Genomic DNA, 24,589 nt, shown 5'->3' with positions numbered 1-24,589 from the left:
TACGACGCCTTAGAGGTCCTAACAAAGGCGTTGGACGTGGTGGTGGGTGATGAGGCAGGTGGCGAGGCCGAGGAAGGCCTCGTGGATGTCATCGCGCCGTTCCCAGCGGATACGCAGGCGGCGGAAGCCATGCAGCCAGGAGATCGTTCGCTCGACGACCCAGCGGAAGATACCCAGGCCGGAACCGTGGGGCTGGCCGCGTTCGGCGATCACGGGCCGGTTGCCTCGTTTCCACAGCAGTCGCCGGTACTTGTCGTGGTCGTAACCGCGGTCGGCGAAGAGCGTTTCCCGCCGCCGCCGTGGCCTGCCGACGACGCCGGCGGCCGGTGGAACCTTGTCGAGCAGGGGCATCAGCTGGGTGACGTCGTTGCGGTTCCCGCCGGTCAGCGACACCGCGAGCGGGATGCCCTGCCCGTCGACAAGGACGTGGTGCTTGCTGGCGGCCGGACCGTCCGCCCCGGCCAACTCCCGGACGCACTGGCGCACTTCGGCTCGCGCCGTGCGAATCGCGGTGAGCGCCTTCGGCCCTGCTGCGGCAAGGACGTCGACGAGCCGCGAGACCGTCGGGGCGGACGCGACCCGACCGAACAGGTGAGGCTCGGCCCACAGCATGGTGACATCGGCCAGGCAGTCCCCGCCCAGAGCCGTCGCGAGCGCGATGTCCGGCAGGACCTTGCCCGGGTCGTGCACCGTCTGCGGCTTGCGCCACGGCGCCGACGCCGCCGATTTCGCGGTGTCCAGGCCCGCCTTGCGGACCGTCTCGGCCAACGGCACCGCCCCGGCCTGCGAGACCACCCCACTGCCACCGCCCTCGACACGAACACGCGGGTACGACCCGATACGCGCGCTCACCTGGAGAGTGCTTCTTCCCGTGCAGCCAACAGGACCCTGGACGGGTCCCATCGTTGCAGTTCAGAAGCACTCTCCAGTTATTTGATCAGGACGTGGAGTGTCGGGCTGGGTGGCGGAGAACGGTCAGCTGGCGTCTCCGATCAGTTTCCAGGGCTCATGGTCGGCGTCGACCCCGGTGCCCGGGGCACTGGCCCCTCGTCTCCCACTTGGCCTTCCAGACCTTGCCGTTGTACTTGACCGTGGTCTGCTCGATCGGCTGGCTGGCCGGGGAGTAGATCTTGGTCGCGTCCCAGTTCGCGGCACCACAGCCACCGGCCGGCGGGGTCGCCGTACCGAGTCCCTTGAGGTTGTCGGTCACCGGCGCGTACGCCGTACCGCCGATCGACAGACTCGTGTTCACCTGACCGGTGATCGGGAGGAAGTAGATGATCGGCAAGTCGAGCGACTTCCCGGCCGGGATGGTCTGGCAGTACTCCAGCGTCGTGCTGACCCGGTGGAACGTCGTACCGGGCGTCAGCTTCCACTGGCCACCTTGGGCACCGGTCTGCCAGTTGGCGTCCTTGACCAGCGGTGACGTCGAGGCCGGAATGTCGAACGACAGCTTCGTGTCCTTGCCACCGCCGAGTGTGCGCCCGGTGTTGTTGGTGATCCGGACGGTCGGCTGCAACGGCCACAGGTTCGCCGTGGCGGTCGGGTAGTTGACCATCTCGACGCTCACGTTCGCCGACACCGTCGGGGCTGCCGCGCTGCTGCCGGTGCGGAGATTGTTGTCGTACGCGCCCGTGTTGCCCAGCCTTTCGTTCAGACGCGTCGTCAGCGTGTACCCCATCCCGCACGGGGTGTCCGGCTGGACGTCCGCCGGGCAGGCGTAGTCGCCGCCGAGCTCCCACATCATCACGCCGCCCGCACCGGTCGACTTGACCAGGTCGGTGACCGCGTCGATGCCCTGCTCGTCCTCGGTCGACAGGAACACCTGCCCGGCGCCGTGCAGTGGCGGATTGCACAGCCCGGTGGCGGGCGGCGCGGATGCGGTTCTCGGCCCGGGCCCGCTGCCGGTGACGCAGTTCTAGGCGGTGTCTTCAAAAAATCTTGGATGGTGGATCATGGTGCGTGATACGCCGCCATGAACTGTCCGATGCCGAGTGGGAGTTCGTCCGGCCGCTGCTGCCCGTGTCGTTGCGGGGGCGGAAGCGGCTGGACGACCGCAGGGTCCTGAACGGAATCGTGTGGAAGTTCCGGACCGGCACCGCCTGGCGGGACGTGCCCGACCGGTACAGTCCTTGGGCGACGCTCCACACCCGTTTCCGCATGTGGGCGGTGTCGGTCGACTCCACGGCCGTCTGGGCTCACCAGCATGCGGCAGGGGCCCGAAAAGGGGGGCTCCGACCGCGAGCCATCGGCAGGCTTGCGCGTCACCGTGTTCGGCGACACCCGCGGCGTAGACCATCCCGGCCGCGACCTCGGCCCACTCGGTGTCGGTCAGGAGACGGTCGCCGGGGGCGTGACGAACCGCGACGTGCCACGCATGCTCGGCCGGACGAGCCTGCCAGGGCATCGACCGGGGCGTGAAGGCGCAGGACCAGCGCGCCCAGGTCCCCGGCGGCCACGAGGGGGGTCGGTGTGCTCGTCGTGGCGGCCGGGGCCTTCATCGGCCAGGGCGGCCACGACGCCCAGCCTCAGACGATGGCAGACGCCTACTGGCGGCTGCACACCGAACACACCGAAGCCGGGCCGGCCGTCCGGAACCTGCCGGACAACTACCTGGAACGGGGCCTGGCGGAGAAGTTCGTCGAGTCGTGATCCGCTGACGGCTTCACGGGGCGTTGTCAGGCGCGTGAGTTCGGCGCAGTGGGCGCCAGTCTGCCGCATGGCCAAGTCGCGGTTCACCGCGCCACGGCCCGGGAGATCGCCAGGCCCGCCGTCCGCAGCGCCGTCCGAGCGGCGGCGGCCCGGGTTGCGGCCTCGTCGGGGGCGACCAGGGACAGCGCGCCCACCGCGTCACCGTGACGGTCCAGGATCGGGGCGGCGACGGTTGACATGGTGGTGGGCCCGGAACGCAGGGGGTTGGGCACCGTCATGGCACAGACGCCCTCCGTGCGGACGGCGGCCATGAGCCGGCGCAGGAGCGCCGCGTCGTTCGCGTCGGCCAGCGCCTCCTCCCGCACCCGCTCGGGGGCGTGCGCCAGCAGGGCGATGCCGATGCCGGTCCCGGTGAGGGGGAGGCGACCGCCGACCCGGTACTTGACCGCTGCCGCGTCCCGTGCGGACAGACGCTCGACGAGAACGGCCTCGTCGCCGTCGCGCACTGCGAGAAGGATGTGCTGGCCGGTGACCCGGTGCAGGTCCTCCATGAACGGCAGCGCGGCGGCGCGCAGTCCGTGACCGCGGGGCGCCAGCGAGGCGATCTCGAGGAGCTGCAGGCCGACGACGAAATCGCCGTTGTCGCGGCGTTCGAGGGCGCCCACACCCGTCAGCTGGGCCGCGATCCGGGACGTGGTGCTCTTCGGAAGCCCCGCCCGAGCCGCGAGCGTGTGGAGGGTCAGGCCCTCCCCGGCCTCCGCGAAGGCGCCCAGGACCCTGAACGCCCGCTCCAGGATCGGTTCGCCGCGGGGCGGCCGTCCCGAGCGAGGGGTCTGTACTGGCGTTCCACTCATCGGAATCGTCGGTGCGCGTCGCCGGCCATGGTTCGAATACTAGCTCCGTGACTCACCCACCCGACGGCCGGTGATGCCGGTGCCGGCCGGGTTCGGGCTCAAAGACCAAGGAGACAGCAATGACGGCCGATCCCGCGCTGCGCGACGTCTACGTCCCGCACGCCTACCCCGAACAGCAGGCCGACCTCGGTGAGATCACCATGAACTACGCCGAGGCCGGTGATCCGGACAAGCCCGCCGTGCTGCTGATCCCCGAGCAGACGGGCTCCTGGTGGGGGTACGAGGAGGCGATGGGCCTCCTCGCTGAGGACTTCCACGTCTACGCCGTCGACTTGCGGGGCCAGGGACGCAGCAGCTGGACGCCGAAGCGTTACAGCCTCGACAACTTCGGCAACGACCTGGTCCGGTTCATCGCCCTGGTGGTGCAGCGACCCGTCGTCGTCGCGGGCAACTCCTCCGGCGGCGTCCTCGCGGCCTGGCTGTCGGCGTACGCCATGCCCGGACAGATCCGGGGTGCGCTGTGCGAGGACCCCCCGCTTTTCGCGTCCGAACTCGTCCCCATGTACGGCCACTCGGTCCGCCAGGGGGCGGGCCCCCTGTTCGAACTCTTCCGCACATACCTCGGCGACCAGTGGAGCGTGGGCGACTGGGAGGGCTACCGCCGCGCGGCCGGCGCCGCGTCGTCGCCGATGGCACGGCAGTTCGTGGCAGACGAGATCCCGCAGCACATGAAAGAGTACGACCCGGAGTGGGCGCGGGCCTTCTGGGAGGGAACCGTCGCACTGAACTGCCCCCACGAACGCATGCTGAGCCAGGTCAAGACGCCGGTACTCCTCACGCACCACACGCGCGGCATCGACCCGGAGACCGGCGACCGGCTCGGGGCGCTCTCTGACGAGCAGGCCGCGCAGGCCCGGCGGTTGATGCAGTCGGCAGGGGTGAAGGTCGACTACGTGTCGGTGCCGGACGCGTTGCACGTGATGCACCAGCTCGACCCGGCGCGGTACGTGAAGATCTTCACCCAGTGGGCGGCCACGCTGGCTGAGTGACCGGTGGCCGCGCCGGACGCGGCTACAGGCCGACGAGGGGAACCGGGAGGGTGATGCCCCAAAGCGGCCGGGCGCCGGGGGCACCGTGCCTTCCTCGCCGGCGTTCGCGTGCTCGGGGAAGGGGTGGACATCACCGGTGAGCGGAGTCGACTCGATCTGCTTCGCGGACACCGAGCGGGAAGGCGCGGACCGACCCGTGCCGAGGGGCCACTCAGTGGGGTGCTCCCCTCCAACCCGTGGACACTTCCCCAACGAGCAGGCCGCCCTGAAGTGCGTCTGCACGGCCCTCATGTCCCTCGATCCCACGGGCAAGGGGCCAGGCCCGCTGGACCATGCGCCGGAAGACCGCACTGAACGCCTTCGGCATCACCTTCGACGGCCGCCTGTCGGCGGCTCTTCAGTAACCCCGACCACCGCGATCACACCGCACATTTGACAAACCCGTACCGTGCGCCGCCGCTGCCGCAGAGGAACCGGGCGAACCGCGCCATCATCCTCATCCAGGAGTACACGGGAGGGGTCGCGCGAGTGAGTACAGACACGGACATCATCAGGCCACTGCCGGAGACGCTCCGAGAGCACGCCCGGCGCCTCGGGGAGAAGGTCGCCTTCCAGGACCGCCGTACGCGGCGGACCTACTCGGACCTGGAACGCAGGACCGGACGGCTGGCCGGTCATGTGGCGGGGCTCGGCCTGGCGCGGGGCGAACGGGTGGCCATCCTGCTCGGCAACCGCGTCGAGGCGGTCGAGAGCCTGCTCGCCGTAACCCGGGCGAGCGGGGTGGGCGTGCCGCTGGATCCCGGGAGCTCGGGGGCGGAGCTGGCCCGTCTGCTGGACGACTGTGGCGCGCGCGTACTCGTCACGGATGAGGCCGGGCTGGCGCGTCGGCGGGGACTGCTGTCCCGTCCCGGGCTGATCGTGGTGGTGGCCGAGGGCGGTGAGGAGGGCGGGGACACTCCGCCGTCCGGGGACTCCGGGGCGTTGGCGGGCGGGGCCGGGGCGGCGGGCGGTGTTCTGCGGTACGAGGAGTTGGCGTGTACGGAGCCGGGGACGCCCGCCCGGGATGATCTGGGGCTGGACGAGACGGCGTGGCTGCTCTACACCTCCGGGTCCTCCGGCACCCCCAAGGGAGTGCTGTCCACCCAGCGCAACCGCCTCGCGCCCATCGCGGCGGGCCTCGTCGGTGTTCTCGGTCTGTCGGAGCGGGACCGGGTGCTGTGGCCGTTACCCCTCCACCACGCCATGAGTCAGGTGTTCTGCGTCCTCGGAGTGACCGCGACCGGGGCGAGCGCCGTGCTCCCGCCCCGGTTCTCGGTGGCGGAGGTGCTCGGCGAACTGCGCCGTACGGACACCCCCTACACCCTCCTCGGCGGGGTGCCGACGACGTACTCGGCCCTGCTCGACGCGGTCCGGGGCGAACAGGGTGACGGGGACGGCGGCGGGCTCGGGGCGCCCGCGCTGCGGGGCTGCGTCAGCGGGGGCGCTTCGGCGGGGTCCGAGTTCCGGAGGTCCTTCGAGGCGATCTGCCGGGCCCCCTACCTGGAGCACTACGGCAGTACCGAGGCGGGTCCGGTCACCATGACGGCACCGGGCGGCACAGCGGCGGCCGGGTCGTGCGGCCGGGTGCTGCCCGGCACCCGGGTCCGGGTCGGCGGCGGCCCGGACGGACAGGACGCCGGCGAGGGCGAGTTGTGGGTGAGCGGGCCCGGAGTCATGGCCGGCTACCACGGCAGGCCGGAGACCACCGCAGAGGTGTTGCGCGACGGCTGGTTCCGCACCGGCGACCTGGCCAGGATCGAGGCCTCCGGCGAACTCGTGCTCACCGGCCGGGCGAGTGAGCTGATCATCCGGGGCGGGGCCAACATCCACCCCTCGGAGGTGGAGGCGGCGCTGCGGCGGCTGCCCGGGGTGGCGGACGCCGCCGTGGCCGGACGCCCACACCCGGTCTTCGGTGAAGTGCCCGTCGGCTATCTGGTCCCCGCGCCGGGCAGCGGTGTACTGGACAGAGGGTCGATACTCGCCGCCTGTCGTGCGGAACTGTCCGCTTTCAAGGTGCCCGTCGAACTGTACGAGGTGGAGAGTATTCCCCGTACCGCCTCCGGAAAGGTGCGGCGGCGTGCCCTCGCCGATCGGCCCGCGCGGACGCTGGGTACGGGGGCGGCCGGGGAGCCGACGGCGGAACTGCTGGCCCTGGTGCGGAGCGAGGTGGCGGCCGTGCTCGGTTGTACGGCGGAGGCGGTGGAGTCCGGAACGGCGCTCCGCGATCTGGGCATGGACTCGCTGGCGGCGACGGTGCTGCGGGAGCGGTTGTCGGCGGCGACCGGCCTCCCGCTCTCCGAGGCCGTCGCCTTCGACTTCCCCACGGCCGCCGCGCTCGCCGCCCACCTCCATGCGCGGAGCGCCGCCGCGCCGTCGGGCGCCGGGATCGCGCACCGGGGCGTGGCCCGGTCGGACGACGATCCTGTGGTGATCGTGGGGATGGCCTGCCGCTATCCCGGGGGCGTGGCCTCCCCCGAGGAGCTGTGGCGGCTGGTGGCCGACGGGACGGACGCCATCGGTCCGTTTCCCGCCGACCGGGGCTGGAACACGGAGGCGCTGTACGACCCGGACCCCGGGCGGTCCGGCCGGACGTATGTGCGTGAGGGCGGCTTCCTCTCCGGTGTGGACCGCTTCGACCCCGGCTTCTTCGGCATCTCCCCCCGCGAGGCTTTGGCCATGGACCCGCAGCACCGGCTGCTGCTCGAAGTGGCGTGGGAGGCCTTTGAGCACGCCGGTCTCGTTCCCCGCACCCTGCGCGGCTCGTCGGCCGGGGTGTACGTCGGGCTGATGTACAGCGACTACGCCGGCCGCATCACGGAGGTACCCGAGCATGTCGAGGGCTACCTCGGCATCGGCAGCGCCGGAAGCGTCGCCTCGGGCCGTATCGCCTACACCTTCGGGTTGGAGGGCCCGGCCGTCACGGTGGACACGGCGTGCTCGTCGTCCCTGGTGGCCCTGCACCTGGCGGCCCAGGCGCTGCGCCGGGGCGAGTGTTCCTTCGCGCTGGCCGGCGGAGTCACGGTGATGTCGGGGCCCTCGTCGTTCGTGGAGTTCAGCCGGCAGCGGGCGCTGGCCCCGGACGGCCGCTGCAAGGCGTTCGGCGCGTCCGCCGACGGCACGGGATGGGCCGAGGGGGCCGGCATGCTGTTGCTGAGCCGGTTGTCCGAGGCGCGCCGCGCCGGGCTTCCGGTGCTGGCCGTGGTGCGCGGCTCGGCGGTGAACCAGGACGGGGCGAGCAACGGGCTGACGGCACCGCACGGCCCGGCGCAGCAGCGGGTGATCCGGCAGGCCCTCGTGGACGCGGGGCTGGCCCCCGGGGACATCGACGCGGTGGAGGCACACGGCACCGGTACCCGGCTGGGCGATGTCATCGAGGCGGAGGCGTTTTTGGCGACGTACGGGCGCCGGCCGCGGGAGCGTCCGCTCTGGCTGGGCTCGGTGAAGTCGAACATCGGTCATACCCAGGCCGCCGCCGGAGTGGCGGGCGTGATCAAGACGGTGCAGGCGATGGCGCACGGCGTGCTGCCGCGTACGCTGCACGCCGATGAACCGACCGGCCGGGTCGACTGGTCGTCGGGGCGGTTGGCGCTGCTGACCCGGGAGGTGGAGTGGCCGAGGGCGGACCGCCCGCGCCGGGCGGGGGTGTCCTCCTTCGGCATCAGCGGCACCAACGCGCATGTGGTGCTCGAGGAGGCTCCGGTGGATCGGGACACCCCGTCGCCGGTCTCCGTGGCGGACGACGGGGCCGGGAGCGGCGGTGTCGATGGCGGGGCGGTGCCGGCGTCCGTGGCTGTTCCGGTGTCGGCGAGGAGCGAGCCGGGGCTGCGGGCCCAGGCGCGGCGGCTGTACGACCGGGTGGCCGCCGACCCGGACGCGGCCCCGGTGGACATCGGGTACTCGCTCGCCACCACCCGCGCGGCCTTCGAGCACCGGGCCGTGGTGGTGGCCCGGGACCGTGCGGAACTGCTCACCTCCCTGCGGGCGGTGGCGGAGGGGGGAAGCCGGCCCGGGGTGCGGACGGGCACGTCCCGTCGCCAGGGCCCGCTGGCCCTGCTCTTCACCGGCCAGGGCAGCCAACGCGTGGACATGGGGCGTGAGTTGTACGAGTCCCGGGAACTGCATCCAAGCTTCGCCCAGTCGTTCGACGAGAGCTGTTCCCTGCTCGATGCGATGCTGCCGGTGCCTTTGCGGGACGTCGTGTTCGCCGGCTCCGGCACGGAGACGGGCGTGCTCCTGCACACGACCCGGTTCGCACAGCCGGCGCTCTTCGCTCTGGAGACGGCCCTGTTCCGGCTGCTCGAGGCCTGGGGTGTGCGCCCGGATCTGGTGGCCGGGCACTCGGTGGGCGAGGTGACCGCGGCGCATGTCGCCGGGGTGCTGTCCCTCGCGGACGCCTGCACCCTGGTGGCGGCCCGGGGCCGGCTGATGGACGCGCTGCCTTCGGGCGGTGCGATGGCTGCCGTGGCCGCCGACGCGGACGAGGTGACCGCAGCGGTCGCCCGACTCGCCGGGAAAGGGCGTGCGGTGGAGATCGCCGCCGTCAACGGGCCCGCCTCAGTGGTCGTTTCCGGGGACGGGGCCGCGGTGCGGGAGACCGTCGCGTACTTCCGGAAGCGGGGCCGGTCCACGACGCCACTGCGGGTGAGCCACGCCTTCCACTCCGCGCTGATGGAACCCATGCTGGCCGACTTCGCGGACGTGGTGCGGCACCTCTCCTTCACCGTGCCGCGGATACCCCTGGTCAGCGCCGTATCCGGCCGGGCTGCCACCGAAGAGGAGCTGAGCTCACCGGAGTTCTGGGTGGGCCATGTCCGCCGCCCGGTCCGCTTCGCCGATTCGGTGGCGTACCTCCGGGACCGGGGCGCGGCACACTACGTCGAGCTGGGGCCGGACGGAGTGCTCACCGGCCTGGTCCGCAGCTGCCTCGCCGCGACCGGAGCGGCTCCGGCGGACCCGGGGACGGCCGGAGCGCCCGCCGGTGAGCGGGCCCCGACGCCGCTGGTCCTGCCGACCCTGCGCGGAGCGCGGCCGGAGGCGGACGCCTTGCTCGACACCGTGGCCACGCTGCACGCCCATGGAGTGCCCGTCGACTGGCGGGCCGTCTTCGCCGGGCGCGGCGGGCGGCGCGTCGCCCTGCCCACCTACGCCTTCCAGCGCCGCCGGTACTGGCTCGACGCCACCCCGCGGCATCGGTCCACTCCCCCGCTGGACGCTCCGGCCCATCCACTGCTGTCGTCCCGTACCGTGACGGCCGACGACGACGGGCTGTTGCTGAGCGGGGTGCTCTCGGTGCACGACCAGCCCTGGCTGGCCGACCATGTGGTGGCGGGGACGGTACTGCTGCCGGCGGCCGCCTTCGTGGAGATGGCCCTGCACGCCGGTGAGTCGGCGGGCGCTCCCGTCCTGGACGAACTCGCCCTGACCGCGCCGCTGTCGCTGCCTGCGGACGGCACGGTCGAGCTGCAGGTGAAGGTATCGGGGCCGGACGGCACGGGACGGCGGACCGTGCTCTTCCACGCCCGGCCGCACACACCGGCGGGTGACCGGCCCTGGCATCGGCATGCCTCCGGGACGCTCGTACCGGAGCAGCAGCCGACGGACCGCGGAGCGGCCGCGACCGGGTCCGGGGCCACGCCCTGGCCTCCGCCCGGCGCGGTGCCGCTGCACGCCGCTGGTCCGGATGCCGACCCGTACGAGCGGCTGGCCGGAAGCGGGCTGAGCTATGGCCCCGCCTTCCGGGGCCTGCGCACCGCCTGGCGGCTCGGGAAGGAGCTGTACGCCGAGGTCGCGCTGCCCGAGGCCGCCGGAGCTCCGCTCCCGGGTGTGGGTGGCCCGGGGTTCGCCCTGCATCCGGCGCTGCTGGACGCGGCGCTGCACGCCCTGGCACTCGACGGGCGCGCGGCGGACCGTGCCGGGACGGACGGGACGGCTGGTGGTGAGGTGTCCCTGCCGTTCGCCTTCGGCGGGGTGCGCCTGTACACGGCCGGCGCGCGGCGGTTGCGGGTGCGGATCGCTCCCGGGCCGGACGGGCGGGTCGGGGTGGAGCTGACCGACCCGGCGGGCGCGCCGGTGGCCGCGGTACGTTCGCTGACGCTCCGGCCCCTTCCGCGCACCGGATCGGGAACGGCGGATCCGGTCACCGGGGTTCTCCACCGGATGGACTGGGTGCCGCTGCCCGAGCCGCCCGTGCCGTTGGTGGTGCCCCCGTGGGGCGTCCTGGGCGCGGTGGGCACACGACCGGTGGATGTGCTCGCGCCCCGCGGCTCCGGCGTTCCGGTGTACGCCCACCCGGCGGCGGACGGCGCGTCACCGGCCGTTCTCGTTGCCCCCTGCCCGCCCCCACCGGACACGGCCGACGGAGCACAGGACCCCGCGGCTCGGATGCGGTGGGCGGCGGGCTGGGCACTGGAACTGGTACGGCAGTGGCTCGCCGAACCCCGCCCGGCGGACTCCCGTCTCGTCCTCGTCACCTCCGGTGCCGTCACCCCGGACGATGGCGGTCCGGTTGACGGTGGCACCGGTTCCGGGGATTCCGGCGCATCCAGCGGATACGCTTCCCCACCGGCCCACGCGCCGGTGTGGGGGCTGGTCCGCTCGGCCCTGCGGGAGAATCCGGGCCGGTTCGCCCTGGTCGACATGGACGACCACCCCGACTCCGTGCGCCTCCTCCCCGCCCTGCTGGCCGCTGCGGCGCCGGAGACGGCCGTACGACGGGGAACCGCGTACGTGCCGGAGCTGGTCCGGGTGGCCGGGGCCACGGAGGAACGGCGGTCCCGGCGGCGGCTCGATCCGGAGGGCACCGTCCTGGTCACCGGCGGTACGGGTTCCCTGGGCATGCTGGTGGCACGGCACCTGGTCACCGCGCATGGCGTCCGGCGTCTGCTGCTCGCCGGCCGACGCGGACCGGACGCGCCAGGGGTGGACGAACTCGTCGCGGAACTGGGCGGGTCGGGCGCCGAGGTGACCGTCCGGGCGTGCGACGTCGCGGACCGGACGGCGCTCGCCGCCCTGCTCGACTCAGTGCCTGCGGACCGTCCGCTGACCGGTGTGGTGCACACCGCGGGGGTGCTGGACGACGGCATCGTCCCGGCGCTCACCGCCGACCGTCTGGAGCGGGTGCTGCGGCCCAAGGCGGACGCGGCCCTCGCCCTGCACGAGCTGACCCGGGGACGCGACCTGGCGATGTTCGCGCTGTTCTCCTCGGTGGCGGGTACCTTCGGCTCCGCCGGTCAGGCCAACTACGCGGCCGCCAACTGCGCGCTGGACGCCCTGGCACGGCACCGCAGACGGCTCGGTCTGCCCGGTACGTCGATCGCCTGGGGTCCCTGGCGGCAGGGCGAGGGCATGATGGCGCACCTCACCGACACGGACCTGCGGAGGATGGCCCGCTCGGGATTAGGCCCGCTCGAGGCGGATGAGGGCCTGGCCCTCTTCGACGCCGCCGTGGCCGGTGACGACCCGGTGGTGGTGGCGGCCCGCCTCGCCCCGGCCGCCCTGAGCGGCGGCGATCCAGCGGCGGCCCGGTCCCGGCCGCCTGTCCCCGGCGCAACGGGCACGGGCGGCGGGAGCGGGGCCCTGTTCGGCCGACGGCTGGCGGCCGCTTCCCCGGGCGAGCGGGGCGGGTTGCTGCTCACGGAGGTGCGGGCCCTGGCGGCCTCGGTACTGGGTCACCCGGAGGGGGCGGCCGCGATCGACGGGGACGACCTGCTGGCAGACCTGGGGCTCGACTCCCTGGCCGCGGTCGACCTGCGCAACCTGCTCGTGACGTCGACGGGGCTGACGCTGCCGCCCACGCTGCTGTTCGACTTCCCGACCCCGCGCACGGTCGCCGCCGAGTTGGCGGAGCGGTACGCCCGGGAAGCGGCTCCTCCCGGCCTCACCGGCGCTCCCGGCGGCTTCGGCGCCCCCGAACGGCCGGATGCCATCGGCCACCCGGGCAGCACCGGCCGAAGGGCGGACAACGGTGTTCCCGGCGGCCCGGGGACGGCCGGTCCAGCGCAAGCCCCGGTGCGGGCCGGGGACGCACCGGACACCGAAGGTGCTTCGGATTCCCTGGCTGCGCTCTTCCGCGCCACCTGCGACCGGGGGCGGACCTGGGACGGCATGGCGCTGCTCACGATCGCCGCACGCCTCCGCCCGGTCTTCGACAGCGCCGGGGCGCCCGGTGCGGCGCTCGACCCCGTCATGCTCGCACCGGACGGCGCAGGGCCCCCGCTGATCTGCTTCCCCGCCCTCAGCGCGCTCTCGGGGCCCCAGGAATACGCGCGCTTCGGCTCCGGACTGCGGGGCCTGCGGCCGGTCTCGGCGGTGCGGCACCCGGGTTTCGGGCACGGGGAAGCACTGCCGGCCACGCTGGACGCCCTCGTCACCGCCCAGGCCGCCACCGTCCGCGCGGCCGCAGGTGACGGACCGTTGGTCCTGTTGGGCCGCTCGGCCGGTGGCTGGGTGGCCCAGGCCGTGGCCGAGCGACTGGGGGCCGAAGGCTCCGCCCCGCTCGCCGTTGTCCTGGTGGACACCTATCCCAGCAGTGACGACCGAGAGCAGGTACTCTCCGCGATGACGTCGGACATGCTGCACCGGGCAGCGGAGTTCCTCCCGGCCGACCCGACCCGGCTCACCGCCATGGCCGGGTACTTCGAGCTCTTCGCCGGCTGGAAGCCCTCACGGCTCGCCTCCCCCACCCTCTTCGTACGGGCCCGGGACTCGCTGCCCGGCACAGAGCCCGCCCCGGTCTGGGATCTGCCACACACCGAAGTCACCGTGCCCGGGGACCACTTCACCGTACTGGAAGAACATGCCCGTACCACCGCGCTGGCGGTCCACCATTGGCTGGCCGATCCGGACCGACGAACTCCCGAGTAGCCGCGCTCATCACGCTTGCGGCCCGAGACAGGAAACTCCGACCCTGTTTGTCTGAGGTTCCCCGTTGCCCGGAAGGGCTGATCAGCCGGCCAGAGCGGGTTGGCGGGGTTTCAGGTTCGCTCGTTCGGTCGCTGCCGGCTCGGCGTAGTGCTTCTCTTCGAACTCATGGATTCAGGGACAGCCGCGGTCCTCGGAGCGGCGGTCGGCCTTTACCGGCAGTTCGTTGAATCCGGCGGTAGAGATCAATGCCGTGTCCGGTGGCGACCGCGTCGATCAGGGCCTGGAGCTCAGCGGGCGGGTCCTTGTCCGTCCAGGCTTGCCACCATCGGTTGATGGGTGACGGCGGTGGTGAGCCAGGAACGGATGGCACGTAAGGCCCTGGGCCGGCAAGGCTGTGGGGAAGGAGTCGTTGTCGGGTATCCCCGCGGCCCGGCAGCGGGCAGAACAGTCTTTGCTCTGGGCCCCCGCCCCGGGCTCCGCGGCCGCGGACTCCTCACGCTCGGCAGCGGCAAGACCCCGCCACACCGTGCGCTCGGTCACTTCCAACGACGCCGCCACCAACCGTACGTGTCGGGTCGTCAGTCACTGTTCCTGCCGCAGGGCGAGGCAGCCTGCCCACGGCAGGGCCGCGCAGCGCCGACAGAGAGGAAGAAGGCAGGCCTCCCCGCACACCCCTGTCCTCCCCGTGGATGCCGGAGCGGGAAGCGCCCCCTGTCGGCCGGACCGCGCCGGTCACAGCGGCCCCAGGAGCCGTGCGCAGGCCCGCTCCAGGATCTGGCGGTCCACTCCCGCCCGGCTCTTGCCATAGGTCTCGGCGGTCAGGTGCGAGGGCAGCTTCGCCCAGGTCCGGCAGTTGCCGTGTCCTACATGCTGGTCCACCCACCCCACCGTCTCAGCGACCGCACGCACATGCCGCGTGGCCAGCTCCCCCGCCTGCTGCCGCTCCAGCAGACGCCGCACCGCCAACCCCCTCGGCAGCACAGCCCCACGGCCAGCCCTTACCTCTTGGTCCACCCCACGATCACACCGGCCCAGCCCACCTCACCGAATAAGAACTGACGAACCTGAGACAACATCAGCTGCCCTGCGATAAAGCCCCACGACAGCGATCCCACCCATCAGCCTCCAAAGGATGCCGTGGCGGATCTCACGCAGGGTAGTCATTGAGGCGGCGAAGGAGCACATGGAAGCGCGCCCAGGCGTCCCTGATCGACCTGCTGGACGAGACGGACGAGCCCGCCACCCTGGTGGCGGCCTGAGCCACCCCCGGAAGGTTTTCGGTGGCCGCGGAAAGCCGCCGACCCCGGCACCCTCGGCAGCGCCTCACGCGGGCGCGCAGGACGATGAAGGCAGGTGGGCGCCACCTCGTACCGCAAACACCATGGCAGCCGGTCGGCATCCGCACCACAACGGTCAGATGCGAACGTCCACTTGCTGCACGAAGCGCACGCAAGCCACGCTTGCCCCATGGGGACGGGCAGCGGGGCCGCAGGTGGGGACGAGGACGCGCCGTCGGAGGAGGGACATGTTCCGGATCTGGCAAGGGAGTTCGCCGCCGCGTCGCGCCGGCACGGCGGCCCGCCCGAGCAGGTGTGGGACGAACTGGCCGACACGTACGGGGCGGAGTTCGGGCGGCTTCAGGAGAGGGGATTCGCCGAGGCGGCGGTCGTCGCCCGCCTGCGGGCGCTGGACCTGACGCCGTACGACCACCAGGACCGCGGCCCCCGACTGGAGGACCTCGCGCGGGACGCCCTCGAGGCGTACGAGCGGTTCGCCGAGCGGAAGCACGGTCACCTCGCCCTGGCAGCGGTGCGCAGCGCCCTGACCGTGGTGGGCGGAGAGCGGGCACCCCTCCACGAGCTGGCCGGGCACGTGCTGCTCGCACGATTCGAGTTCGCGCACGGCCCGGGGGATGACGAACCGCCCGAGCGGCAGCCCGAGGGGCTGCTCGCCGGATCCCGCACGGGGGACCTGAACGCGTATCCCCGCACGCCCGGCCCGGAGGAGACGGATCCGGCAGGGACCCGCGACGTGCGTGATCCGCGCGACCTGGCCGAAGCGCTGCGGCACTACCGCCGGGCGGCCGGTCTGGCGCAGTCCGGCCCGGAACACGCCCGGTACCTCAGCAGTCTGGGCAACGCCCTGCTGTTCGCGTACGAGCACGACGGCGGGGACGACACCCTCGAGGAGGCGGTGCGCTGCCTGGCGGGCGCCGCCGAAGGGACGCCGGCCGCCGCCCCCGCACGCCACGCCGTCACCGGCAACTACGCCAACGCGCTGTGCACCCGGTTCGGGCGGTACGGCGATCCGGCGGACCTGGACCGGGCGTACGAGGCCGTCGCCGAGGCGTACCGGCTGACCGGGCCGGACCACCCTGCCGGCCCCCTGTGGGCCACCATCCTCGGCAACGTCCTGGTGATGCGGTTCGGTGAGCGCGGCCGTCCGGAGGACCTGCGGGAGGGCGTGAGGGTCCTCGCGGCGGCGGTGGAGCGCACCCCGGGCGACCACCCGGACCTGGTCATGCGGCTGCGCCACCTCGGCGTGGCGTACGCGGAGGTCTTCTGGCTCGACGGCGACCTGGACCTCCTCGACCGGGCGATCGGCACCCTGCGCCACGCCGTGGGCGCGGCCGGCTCCGATCACCCGGAGACCGCGACGCTCAACGGAAGCCTCGGCAACAGCCTGCTGCTGCGGTTCCAGCGGCGCGGCCACCCGCACGACCTCGAGGAGGCGGTGGAACACCTGCGCCGCGCCACCACCCTCGGCCCGCCGGGCGACCCGCACCGGGACCTGTGGACCGGCAACCTCGCCTCCGCCCTGGAACAGCGCTTCGGGCTGGCCGGCGACCCCGCGGACCTGGACGCGGCCGTCGACGGCTACCGGCGATCCGTCGAGGCCGCCGCCGACGGGCACCGCGACACAGCGGTCCGTAGAGCCCACCTCGGGCTGATCATGGTGCTGCGCTTCGAGGTCCACGGGGCGTTTACGGACCTGGACGCGGGTGTCCGCCTCATGGCCGAGGCGCTCGACGGGCTGCCTCCGAGCGGACTCGTCCGCGGCCAGTACCACGCCAACCTCGCGACCGCCCTGCACACTCGCTTCGTCCACCTGGGGAACCGGCCCGACCTGGATGCGGCGCTCCGGCACACCGAAGCGGCCCTGACCATGCTGCCGGCCGGCTCCGCGGACCGGGTCGGCTGCCTCAACAACCAGGCCACACTCCTCACCACCCGGTACGCCCACACCGGGGACACCGCCGATCTGCAGCGGGCCGGAGCCGTGCTCGACGAGGCCGTGGGCTCGCTCGCGGAGGGCGAGACGGCCAGGGCGGCGCTCGCACAGAACCGGGCCCAGGTGCTGCTGCAGGCCCACCTCGCCGGGGCGCGGGAGGGATCCGGGGAGACGGCACTGCTGGACCGGGCCTGGGCGGACCTGGAGACGGCGCTGAGCGTCGGGGGCCGCATGGCGTCCGACCAGGCGATGACACTCGAACTGCAGGGAGCAGTGCTCCTGCAGCGGTACGAGGCGGCCGCCGATCCCGACGATCTCCGCCGCGCGGAGGAGGTGCTCGAGCAAGCCGTCGCCCGGCTCGGCGACACCCTCGGCGACACGCGGCGGGCCATGGCACGGCATCGGCTCGCGGTGGCCCAGCGCGCCCAGGGCAAGCTTGCGCTCAGCCGTGCCACCGGGCTGAGCATGCTGGCCGACCGGGCCTGGGACGTGCTGCTGCAGTCCGGGACGGACGATGGGCTGCTGGCCGCCCGGCGGGCGGCGGAGACCGCCACCCAGGTCCTGCACTGGTGCCTGGAGGACCGCGCGCCGCAGGACGCGGTGGCCGCGGCCGAGTCCGCGCGGGCGCTCGTGCTGTTGGCGGGCAGCGCGTCCGCCACCGTGCCGGAGCTGCTGGACGAGGCCGGTGAACCCGGACTCGCCGAAGCCTGGCGACAGGCTTCCCGGCGGAACACGGCCCGCAGGTTCGTCCGCCTCCCGCACGCTGCGGGCTCCCCGGCCGACGGCCTCACCTTGGCGGGCGCGGGTCCGGGAGGGGGCACAGGCGCGCGGGCGGGCGGCGTCCCGGGCTCGCAAGGCGACGGCACGGAGACACCCGGCGTCGTCCCGATCACCGTCGGCGGCGCCTCTCCTGGGGACCTGCCCGTCGTCCCCGACGACGTGCGGCACCGGGCGCTGGAGGTGGTGTACCGCCACGTCGGCGGCGAAGCGGCGGCGCCTTTGGTACGTGCCCCCTCCGACATCCGTATCGGCAAGGCGCTCGCGCGACTCGGCGCGGACGGACTGGTCTATCTCGTCGCCGGTGAGGAGGGCGGCTCCGGTTGGGCGCTGCTCGTACGACCCGACGGAAGCGGCCGCATCCTCCCTCTCCGGGGACTCGTCCGGACGGGACCGCTCGCCGCCTTCCTGAGCGCACACGACGCCCACGTGACCGCCGGGACCGACGGTGACCGCATCCGGTCGAGAGCCGCGTGGCGTTCCGCCCTGCACGCGGCGTGCGACTGGGCCTGGCCCGCCGTCGTGAGCCCGGTCCTCGAGGAGTTCGGCCGGGAAACCGGCGGAGACCACGCACCGCGTCGCGGTCGCGCCGACGGCGCGGCAGCGGGGAACTGCCCCCGGCTCTACCTGGTTCCCACCGGGCCGCTCGGACTCGTGCCCTGGCACGCCGCGCGCAGGCCGGACCCCGGCAGGCCCGGCCAGTACCGGTACGCGGTGCAGGACGCCGCCTTCTCGTACGCGGCCTCGGGCCGCGAGCTGATCCAGGCAGCCGACCGACGGTGTGCGGGAGGGGACGGCGCCGCGCTCGTCGTACAGGACCCCACCGGCGACCTGGTGCACGCCCGCAGGGAGGCCGAAGGCGTCCGGGCAGGCTGGCCCGGGCCCGTCACGCTCCTGGGCGGCCAGGGCGCCGCCGACGCGTACCCGGCCACACCGAACCGCGTCCTGTCGGCCCTCCCCGGCCGGGGCTCCGTTCCGTGCGCCCTGCTGCATCTGGCGTGCCACGGAGCCCTCGTCCAGCCGCCGACCGCATCCCATCTGCTGCTCGCGGGCGGACAGCGGCTGACCGTCCGCCGTCTGCTGGCGCCCCGGCTCCAGCGCCCGCTCCAACGGTCCAAGCGGGGAGGACAGGAACCCGGGCCCCTGGCGGTCCTGTCCGCCTGCGCCACGGGGGTCACCTCCGGGGACTACGACGAGGCGCTGAGCCTGGCCACCGCCTTCCTCGCCGGTGGCGCGTCCGCCGTCGTCGGCTCCCTCTGGCTCGTCGACGACCGGCGCACCGCCGACCTCATGCTGGACTTCCACCGGCGGTTGCGGGAGCGGGACATGGCTGCCGCCGACGCCTTGCGGGAGGCGCAGCTCGCCGCGCTGCGCACGCCCCGAGACGCGCCCCTGACGGCGGCGGATGGGTGCGGCTCCGGGAAGGAGAGCCGCGGGACCGACGACACCGACCCCGCCGATCCCTATGTGTGGGCAGCCTTCATCCACCACGGCAGAGGAGAACTCATGGCACCGGAGCCGCACGAGGGCGAACCGGCGCAGAGCCCCGACGACGGCACCGCGCCGGTCACCCCGTCCGCCCCGGGCGAGCGGATCTTTCCGACCCGGCGCGCCCCGGCGGAGATGGAGCACTGGCAGTGCCCGGACCCCCAGTGCACGCACCAGGCGCTGGGCGACGACGAAGGCCCGTTCGAGGACGAGTGCTGTCCCGTCCACCCCGCTCTCGCCCTCGAACGCATGGAATGAGCCGGACCAGCCATGGGAGACCTCGCGAAAGGACTTGTCGAACCGCTCGCCCGCCGATGGAGCCGGGCCATGGGCGGTGCAGTGGTGTGCTTCTGGCTGCTGGGCGTCGTCCTCTACTTGGCCCGCACACCGCCGCGCCGCATCGACTGCGGCCGTGACGACGCTCCGGGTGCGCACCTCGTCTGCCTGGTGACGCGGCACGGCGGTTTCGGCGCCGGGGTCGCCACCACCGTCGCCCTGGGCATCGTCGTCGTATCCGCCCTGCTCACCGTTTGGTGCGCGCCCGCGGTGCTCAATCTGCTCAGCGGTGCCTGGCCGGACGTGCCCCCGCTGCGGTGGTGGGCGCGGCGGCGTGTCGAGGCACACCGTGAGCTACGCAGGAAGTTGGTCGAAGCCATGGGGCCGGCGACGAACGACGTCCTCGCCATGCGCCGCGCCGCAGCCGCTTCCGTCGCCCGGCGCCACTATCCCAAGGGCAGCACGACCCTCCAGCCCACCCGGATCGGAAACGCCCTGGCCGCCACCGAACAGCGGGTGGAAGAGCGGCACGGGCTGGATCTGGAGCTGTGCTGGCGGCCCCTCGTCCAGGTGGTCGACCAGACCGCGCGGACGCGTCTGGAGACCGCGTCCAGTCTGATCGTCGCCCGGACACAGGCCGTACCGTTCGCCGCGGGACTGCTGCTGTGGACCCCGCTGCTGCCCACCTGGTGGGCCCGGGGCGCGTACGCGGTCGGCTGCCTGCTCCTGGTGCTGCTCGCCTGCCGGGCGGTCGCGGGGGCGGTGGACGCGTACTGCGACGCCGCGGAGGACACCTTCCTGGTCCACAGGGCCGGCCTCTACCGCGCGCTGGGCTTTCCGCTCCCGACCACCACCCAGCACGAGCGGAACCAAGGCCGGGACTTGAGCAAGTACCTGGCGAAGCGAAGCATGTCACCGGTCACCTTCGACTGGCCCGACCCTCCGCTGCTCCAGCCGCCCACCGCGCCGGGGCAGACGTGAACCCGCAGCGGGCCGGGATCCCTGGCCGCCCCTGGGAACTGAAGCTCGTCACCGCCCCGGCCGGTGACGGCCTCGACGACGCGATCCGCGCCCCGCTGGGCGCCCTGGCCACCGCGCCCGTACCGTCCGCGGCACGCGCGCACCCCGTACGGGACCTGGACAACGCCCTGCCCGACCGCTTCGAGCGGTCCTCGTCCCCCGGGCGCCCCGCCGGGCAGAGGCCCCCGACACCGCCGCCGACCTCTGCGTGGCGGCCTGGGATGCGGGCGGCGCGGACGACGCCGCCCGCGCCGGGTACTCCTCCAACCACGCGGCCGCCCTGCTGCCACGCTTCCGGACGCTCGGGGGCGAGCGGGCAGCCGTCCCTCGCCGCCGCACGGGGAACCCAGGCGGAGGCGAGGAACGGGCTCTGCCCGGCCGAGTCCCTGGCAAGGGCACAGGCCTGTATGGCCGCCGCCGCGGCGGACGGGTCCGGGTGCCCTTGCTACTGGGCAGGCTCCTCACGCCAGGGCCGGTGAGCTGGAGCGTGGGTGGCGTGCCATGCCCGACGGGCGGACCCTTGAAGGAACCGTGGGAGGAGGACGGCCGATGGGACGGTATGTTCGCGCGGACGGACTGGACATCTGGACCGAACAGGTCGGTACCGGGCCGGACGTCCTGCTGGTCGGAGGGCTCGGTGACACCGTCGAGTCCTGGCATTTCCAGCTCGACGGGCTCGCCGACCGCTACCGGCTGACCGCCTTCGACAACCGGGGAGCGGGCCGGACCGCCATGCCCGAGGACCCTGTCTCGATCGAAACGATGGCCGACGACGCCGCCGCGCTGCTGCGGGCGCTGGACATTCCGTCCGCCCACGTCGCCGGCTTCTCCGGCGGCAGCATCATCAGCCAGGAGCTGGCTCTTCGCCACCCCCGGCTGGTGCGCAGCCTGGTCCTGCAGAGCACCTGGCCGGTGCCGGATGCCTATCTGCGCCGTTGGGGCCTGTTCATCCGCTGGCTGGCCGAGACCGCCCCCGCCGAACGCACCTTCCTCGAGGGCTTCTACTTGGACATCTACACGCCCCGGGCTCACAACGACGGCACGGTGGACCGGTTCATTGAGGACGTACTCGCCTTCCCCCACAAGCAGACGACCGAGAACCTGAACCGCTTCCTCGACGCCGTCCTCGACCACGACACGACGAACCGTCTGCCGGACATCGACGTGCCGACACTCGTACTCGCCGGTGGCCGTGACTCCACCAGCCGCCCCGAACTCGGCCGCGCCGTCGCCGACGCGATCCCCGGCGCCCGGTTCGCGGTCATGGAAGAGGAAGCACACCAGCCCTTCCAGGAGATCCCCGACGAGTGGAACGCCCGCGTCGACGCGTTCTGGCGGGCGACACAGACCCGCACCACATGACTCCGGCGAACTCAGATCCTGACCGGGCTCAGGAACCGGCACGCCAGACCAGCGCGGACCAGCGACGTGGCCGTCGCTTCCTCCTCTCGAACGACACCAGGACCGGGCGGGTCCCCCCTTCAGCAACAGGTGGACGACGCACAGGCCGCACGCCGCCCGGTGACGCCGCCGTGTTCTTCGCCGGGGTCGCGGTCAGTTCACCAGCGCGTGATCGCGAGCTTCACGGATGATCCGATCTGCGGTCTCCTCAGGTGTGAGGGCTGAAGTGTCGAACCACCAGCCGGCATCGCCGAGCTCGCGTTTCATGGGGGCATCGAGGTCTTCGTAGCCGTCGAAGTCGAGGACGCGTCCTGGCCACAGGCGAGGCGAGGCTTACAGCCCTCCCACCCACCACAAGAAGGGCACGAAATCTCGGCGCATCGGACAGACGACGAAGCCGAGGACGCGAGACAGTTCCGAGGCTCGCTCGCCGGCGGATGATGAACGACAAGGTCAGAGGTCGTTCTCCTTCCGAACCTCGTGTGCGGTTTCTGCTGGTCAGGCATGAGACCGCAGTTGTCGCGAAAGTCTCGGTTCGGTGACTCCAACACCGTTCACCGGCAGGCTCGTTGACAGCGGCAGTCGGAAGTCGGAAGTCGGCAGGCCGCTTCCCGCTGCCAGACGGCCACGGGGTCGTTGCACCCCGGGAAGGCCCGACGTCCGGGAGGGACCGGGAAGCAGTGAGGAAGGCTTGGGGATGCGCGTGAGAGACCGTACGACGAGCTGAAGCAGCACCTTGGCGAGGAGGCGAGGAGGCGAGCAGAGGAGACCGATCAGGTCGTACGGTTCCCGGTCTGCGGGACCCTCAGACGGAGTGGCCCGACGGCCGGCCTGTCGGATGATGGGATCGCTGGTCAACAGCCTGGCCCAGCTACGGTCAAGGTCGGGTTGTAATCCGCTGACCAGCGTAGACGACAGGTTGGAGAGGGCTCAGTGTGGACTCCGCGCCGCATGGCGGCCGTGAGCCGGTGTGGTGTCAGACCTGGCCGATCCCTCCGTCGACAGGGAGGTCAATTCCGCTGACGAAGCTCGAGTCCACGGACGCGAGGAAGAGCGCCGCGGTGGCGATCTCCCGTTCGGCGCCAAGGCGGCCGAGGGGCACCAGCGAGGCGATCTGATCCCTGAATCCCGGCGGGAGGTTCGCGAACGCCGGGGTGTCGATCGCGGCGGGACTGAGGACGTTGACGCGGATCCCCCGTTCCTTCAGGTCGGTGGTCCAGGTCCGCGCGAACGACCGCAGCGCAGCCTTGCTCGCCGCGTAGATCGTGGTTCCCGGATCACCTTTCTCTGCGGCGCCCGACCCGATGAGCACGATCGAGGCGCCGTCGGACAGCAATGGCAGGAGTTTCTGCACGGTGAAGAACGTCCCGCGCACGTTCACGCCGAACACGGCGTCGAACGACTCCTCGGTCACGTCGCCGATGCGCTCGTTCCACGTCCAGGCCCCGGCACTCGCGACGAGGACGTCGACCCGGCCCAGTTCGGCCGCCACGACATCGGCCAGGCGGACCACGTGGGCGACCTCGCCGACGTCACCGACCACACCGGTCACCTCGTGGCCGATCGCGGCCACCGCGGCGTCCAACTGCTCCTGTCGCCGGCCGGTGATGACCACGTGCGCGCCCTCCGCGACGAACAACTTGGCGGTCGCCAGTGCCAGTCCCGAGGTCGCGCCGGTGATCACCGCGACCTTCCCGCTGAGCTTCGCCATCCCGGATCCCCTCCGTAAAATGAGTACACCCTCATTTTCAATGCTTCACGACCGTAGCAAAGATGAGGCAGGACTCAAAGTTGAGGCATGTCGCACTTTTGCTACCGTGATCTCATGCCTTCCCGAGAGAACCCACCGCCCGCGCGCAGGGATGCCCACCGCAACCGTCAGCGGCTTCTCGAGTGCGCCCGGCGCGCGTTCGCCGAACGAGGCGCGGAAGCCGCTCTCGACGGCATCGCCCGGGAGGCGGGCCTGGTGGTCGGCACCCTCTACCGGCACTTCCCCACGCGCCTGGACCTTCTGTGCGCTGTGCTCGAACCGAAGCTGCGCCGCGTGATCGACGAGGTGGCGGCCTCACTCGACCAGGAGGACCCGTGGGAGGCGTTTCGCGGCCTGCTGGAAGTTCTGTGTTCGGCCCAGGCCGGAGATCGGGCATTCGGTGACTTCCTGGCGCGGAGGTTCCCCGGCGACGACCGCACCAAGGCCGCACACAATGAGATCTGTGCACATGCACAACAGGTTCTGCTGCGCGCACAGGGTGCGGGCATCGTGCGTCCCGACGTCACCGGCGCCGACCTGCTCGTGCTGTTGTGGGCGAGCGACCGTGTCTCCGAGACCACGCAGCACGTCGCACCGTCGATGTGGCGTCGGCACCTGCACCTGGCGATGGATGGATTCCGGGCGTCGAACCGGCTCGACCTGCGGGAGCCTGCCTGGGACCTGGAGCTTTTGAACCGGGCGATGAACGTCCCGGAAGCACAGGGGCACTGAGGATCACCCCATCATCGGTCTGAGCTGGTCAGATGAAGGGTGAGGATGGCCTGGACGAGGCTGGTGATCCGGGTGGTTAGCACCGGAGCTTGCGGAGGAGTCGCCAGGACTTGAGGGTGGCCATGGCCTGCTCGACGAAGGTTCGGATCTTCGCGTCTGACCGGTTTACCGCTTGCTGACCGATGGACAGGGTCTCCCACCCTCCCCAGCACGGGGTGCGGACCGTGCCGCCGGCACCGCGGCAGCCCTCGTCGCCCAGCATGTGATGTTGGCCTGGGCGAGGGCGTCGACGATGCGGACAGAACTGAACACCTCGACGCCCGACGGGTAGACCAGCACGCGAAGCCTCTGGCGGAGACGGATTACTTGGGCGAGAACCCATCTACCAGGGGCTTCACCTGTCAGCCCAACTCGCCCTCCAGCCCCATAGGTTGGAAAGAACTCAGTGGCCGCTGCTG

Annotated in this window: 12 protein-coding genes and 4 pseudogenes; 9 read left to right on the top strand and 7 right to left on the bottom strand. The window is 72.4% G+C overall.

Annotated features, from left to right (window positions below; translation table 11 throughout):
• Positions 1-18: 18 nt before the first annotated feature.
• The 3 genes and pseudogenes from FHX78_RS37845 to FHX78_RS35315 form a co-directional block, all read right to left on the bottom strand.
• A pseudogene (locus FHX78_RS37845) lies at positions 19-438 on the bottom strand (IS5 family transposase); the annotation flags it as partial.
• A 75-nt stretch (positions 439-513) separates the two neighbouring features.
• A pseudogene (locus FHX78_RS37840) lies at positions 514-903 on the bottom strand (transposase); the annotation flags it as partial.
• Between the two features lie 103 nt (positions 904-1,006).
• Entirely contained in the window at positions 1,007-1,825 is an 819-nt protein-coding gene (locus tag FHX78_RS35315) for a chitinase C-terminal domain-containing protein (RefSeq protein WP_145871491.1), read from the bottom strand.
• A gap of 137 nt (positions 1,826-1,962) precedes the next feature.
• Here FHX78_RS35315 and FHX78_RS38310 point away from each other — a divergent pair, with 137 nt between their 5' ends.
• On the top strand, positions 1,963-2,421 hold the full coding sequence (locus tag FHX78_RS38310; protein ID WP_189908730.1) for a transposase: 459 nt from the start codon (positions 1,963-1,965) through the stop codon (positions 2,419-2,421).
• A 51-nt stretch (positions 2,422-2,472) separates the two neighbouring features.
• Positions 2,473-2,652, top strand: a complete 180-nt coding sequence (locus FHX78_RS35305; RefSeq protein ID WP_229924153.1) for a hypothetical protein — start codon at positions 2,473-2,475, stop codon at positions 2,650-2,652.
• Between the two features lie 83 nt (positions 2,653-2,735).
• Here FHX78_RS35305 and FHX78_RS35300 read toward each other — a convergent pair whose 3' ends face one another.
• Positions 2,736-3,506, bottom strand: a complete 771-nt coding sequence (locus FHX78_RS35300; RefSeq protein ID WP_145871489.1) for an IclR family transcriptional regulator — start codon at positions 3,504-3,506, stop codon at positions 2,736-2,738.
• Between the two features lie 119 nt (positions 3,507-3,625).
• Between FHX78_RS35300 and FHX78_RS35295 the strand changes: the two genes are divergently transcribed.
• From FHX78_RS35295 to FHX78_RS35285, 3 genes and pseudogenes are all read left to right on the top strand, one after another.
• Positions 3,626-4,555: an alpha/beta hydrolase gene (locus FHX78_RS35295; protein ID WP_145871488.1), complete on the top strand. Its 930-nt coding sequence runs from the start codon at positions 3,626-3,628 to the stop codon at positions 4,553-4,555.
• A 235-nt stretch (positions 4,556-4,790) separates the two neighbouring features.
• A pseudogene (locus tag FHX78_RS37835) lies at positions 4,791-4,959 on the top strand (IS256 family transposase); the annotation flags it as partial.
• Between the two features lie 124 nt (positions 4,960-5,083).
• Positions 5,084-13,456, top strand: coding sequence for a type I polyketide synthase (locus tag FHX78_RS35285; protein ID WP_189908729.1), 8,373 nt, complete (start codon positions 5,084-5,086; stop codon positions 13,454-13,456).
• Positions 13,457-14,188: 732 nt separating this feature from the next.
• Here FHX78_RS35285 and FHX78_RS35280 read toward each other — a convergent pair.
• Positions 14,189-14,416 (bottom strand): hypothetical protein, encoded by a 228-nt coding sequence (locus FHX78_RS35280; protein WP_145871486.1) that lies wholly within the window; start codon positions 14,414-14,416, stop codon positions 14,189-14,191.
• 507 nt (positions 14,417-14,923) lie between these two features.
• Between FHX78_RS35280 and FHX78_RS35275 the strand changes: the two genes are divergently transcribed.
• The 3 genes from FHX78_RS35275 (at position 14,924) to FHX78_RS35265 (ending at position 21,610) form a co-directional block, all read left to right on the top strand.
• Positions 14,924-19,210 carry a CHAT domain-containing protein gene (locus FHX78_RS35275; protein WP_145871484.1) on the top strand — a complete coding sequence of 1,429 codons (4,287 nt, stop codon included), beginning with the start codon at positions 14,924-14,926 and terminating at the stop codon, positions 19,208-19,210.
• A 69-nt stretch (positions 19,211-19,279) separates the two neighbouring features.
• Positions 19,280-20,209, top strand: coding sequence for a hypothetical protein (locus FHX78_RS35270; protein ID WP_145871482.1), 930 nt, complete (start codon positions 19,280-19,282; stop codon positions 20,207-20,209).
• 588 nt (positions 20,210-20,797) lie between these two features.
• Positions 20,798-21,610, top strand: a complete 813-nt coding sequence (locus FHX78_RS35265; protein ID WP_145871480.1) for an alpha/beta fold hydrolase — start codon at positions 20,798-20,800, stop codon at positions 21,608-21,610.
• A 1,015-nt stretch (positions 21,611-22,625) separates the two neighbouring features.
• Here the strand turns inward: FHX78_RS35265 and FHX78_RS35255 are convergent.
• Positions 22,626-23,360: an SDR family oxidoreductase gene (locus FHX78_RS35255; RefSeq protein WP_145871478.1), complete on the bottom strand. Its 735-nt coding sequence runs from the start codon at positions 23,358-23,360 to the stop codon at positions 22,626-22,628.
• A 114-nt stretch (positions 23,361-23,474) separates the two neighbouring features.
• Here FHX78_RS35255 and FHX78_RS35250 point away from each other — a divergent pair, with 114 nt between their 5' ends.
• Positions 23,475-24,131: a TetR/AcrR family transcriptional regulator gene (locus FHX78_RS35250; protein WP_167531936.1), complete on the top strand. Its 657-nt coding sequence runs from the start codon at positions 23,475-23,477 to the stop codon at positions 24,129-24,131.
• 11 nt (positions 24,132-24,142) lie between these two features.
• On the opposite strand, the pseudogene FHX78_RS35245 reads toward FHX78_RS35250, so the two are convergent.
• Positions 24,143-24,425: pseudogene (locus FHX78_RS35245) on the bottom strand (IS5/IS1182 family transposase); the annotation flags it as partial.
• Positions 24,426-24,589: the final 164 nt, after the last annotated feature.

Origin of the sequence: Streptomyces capillispiralis (assembly GCF_007829875.1) — a bacterium.
GTDB classification, from domain to species: Bacteria; Actinomycetota; Actinomycetes; order Streptomycetales; family Streptomycetaceae; genus Streptomyces; species Streptomyces capillispiralis.
This window is presented reverse-complemented; position numbering and strand designations above follow the sequence as displayed.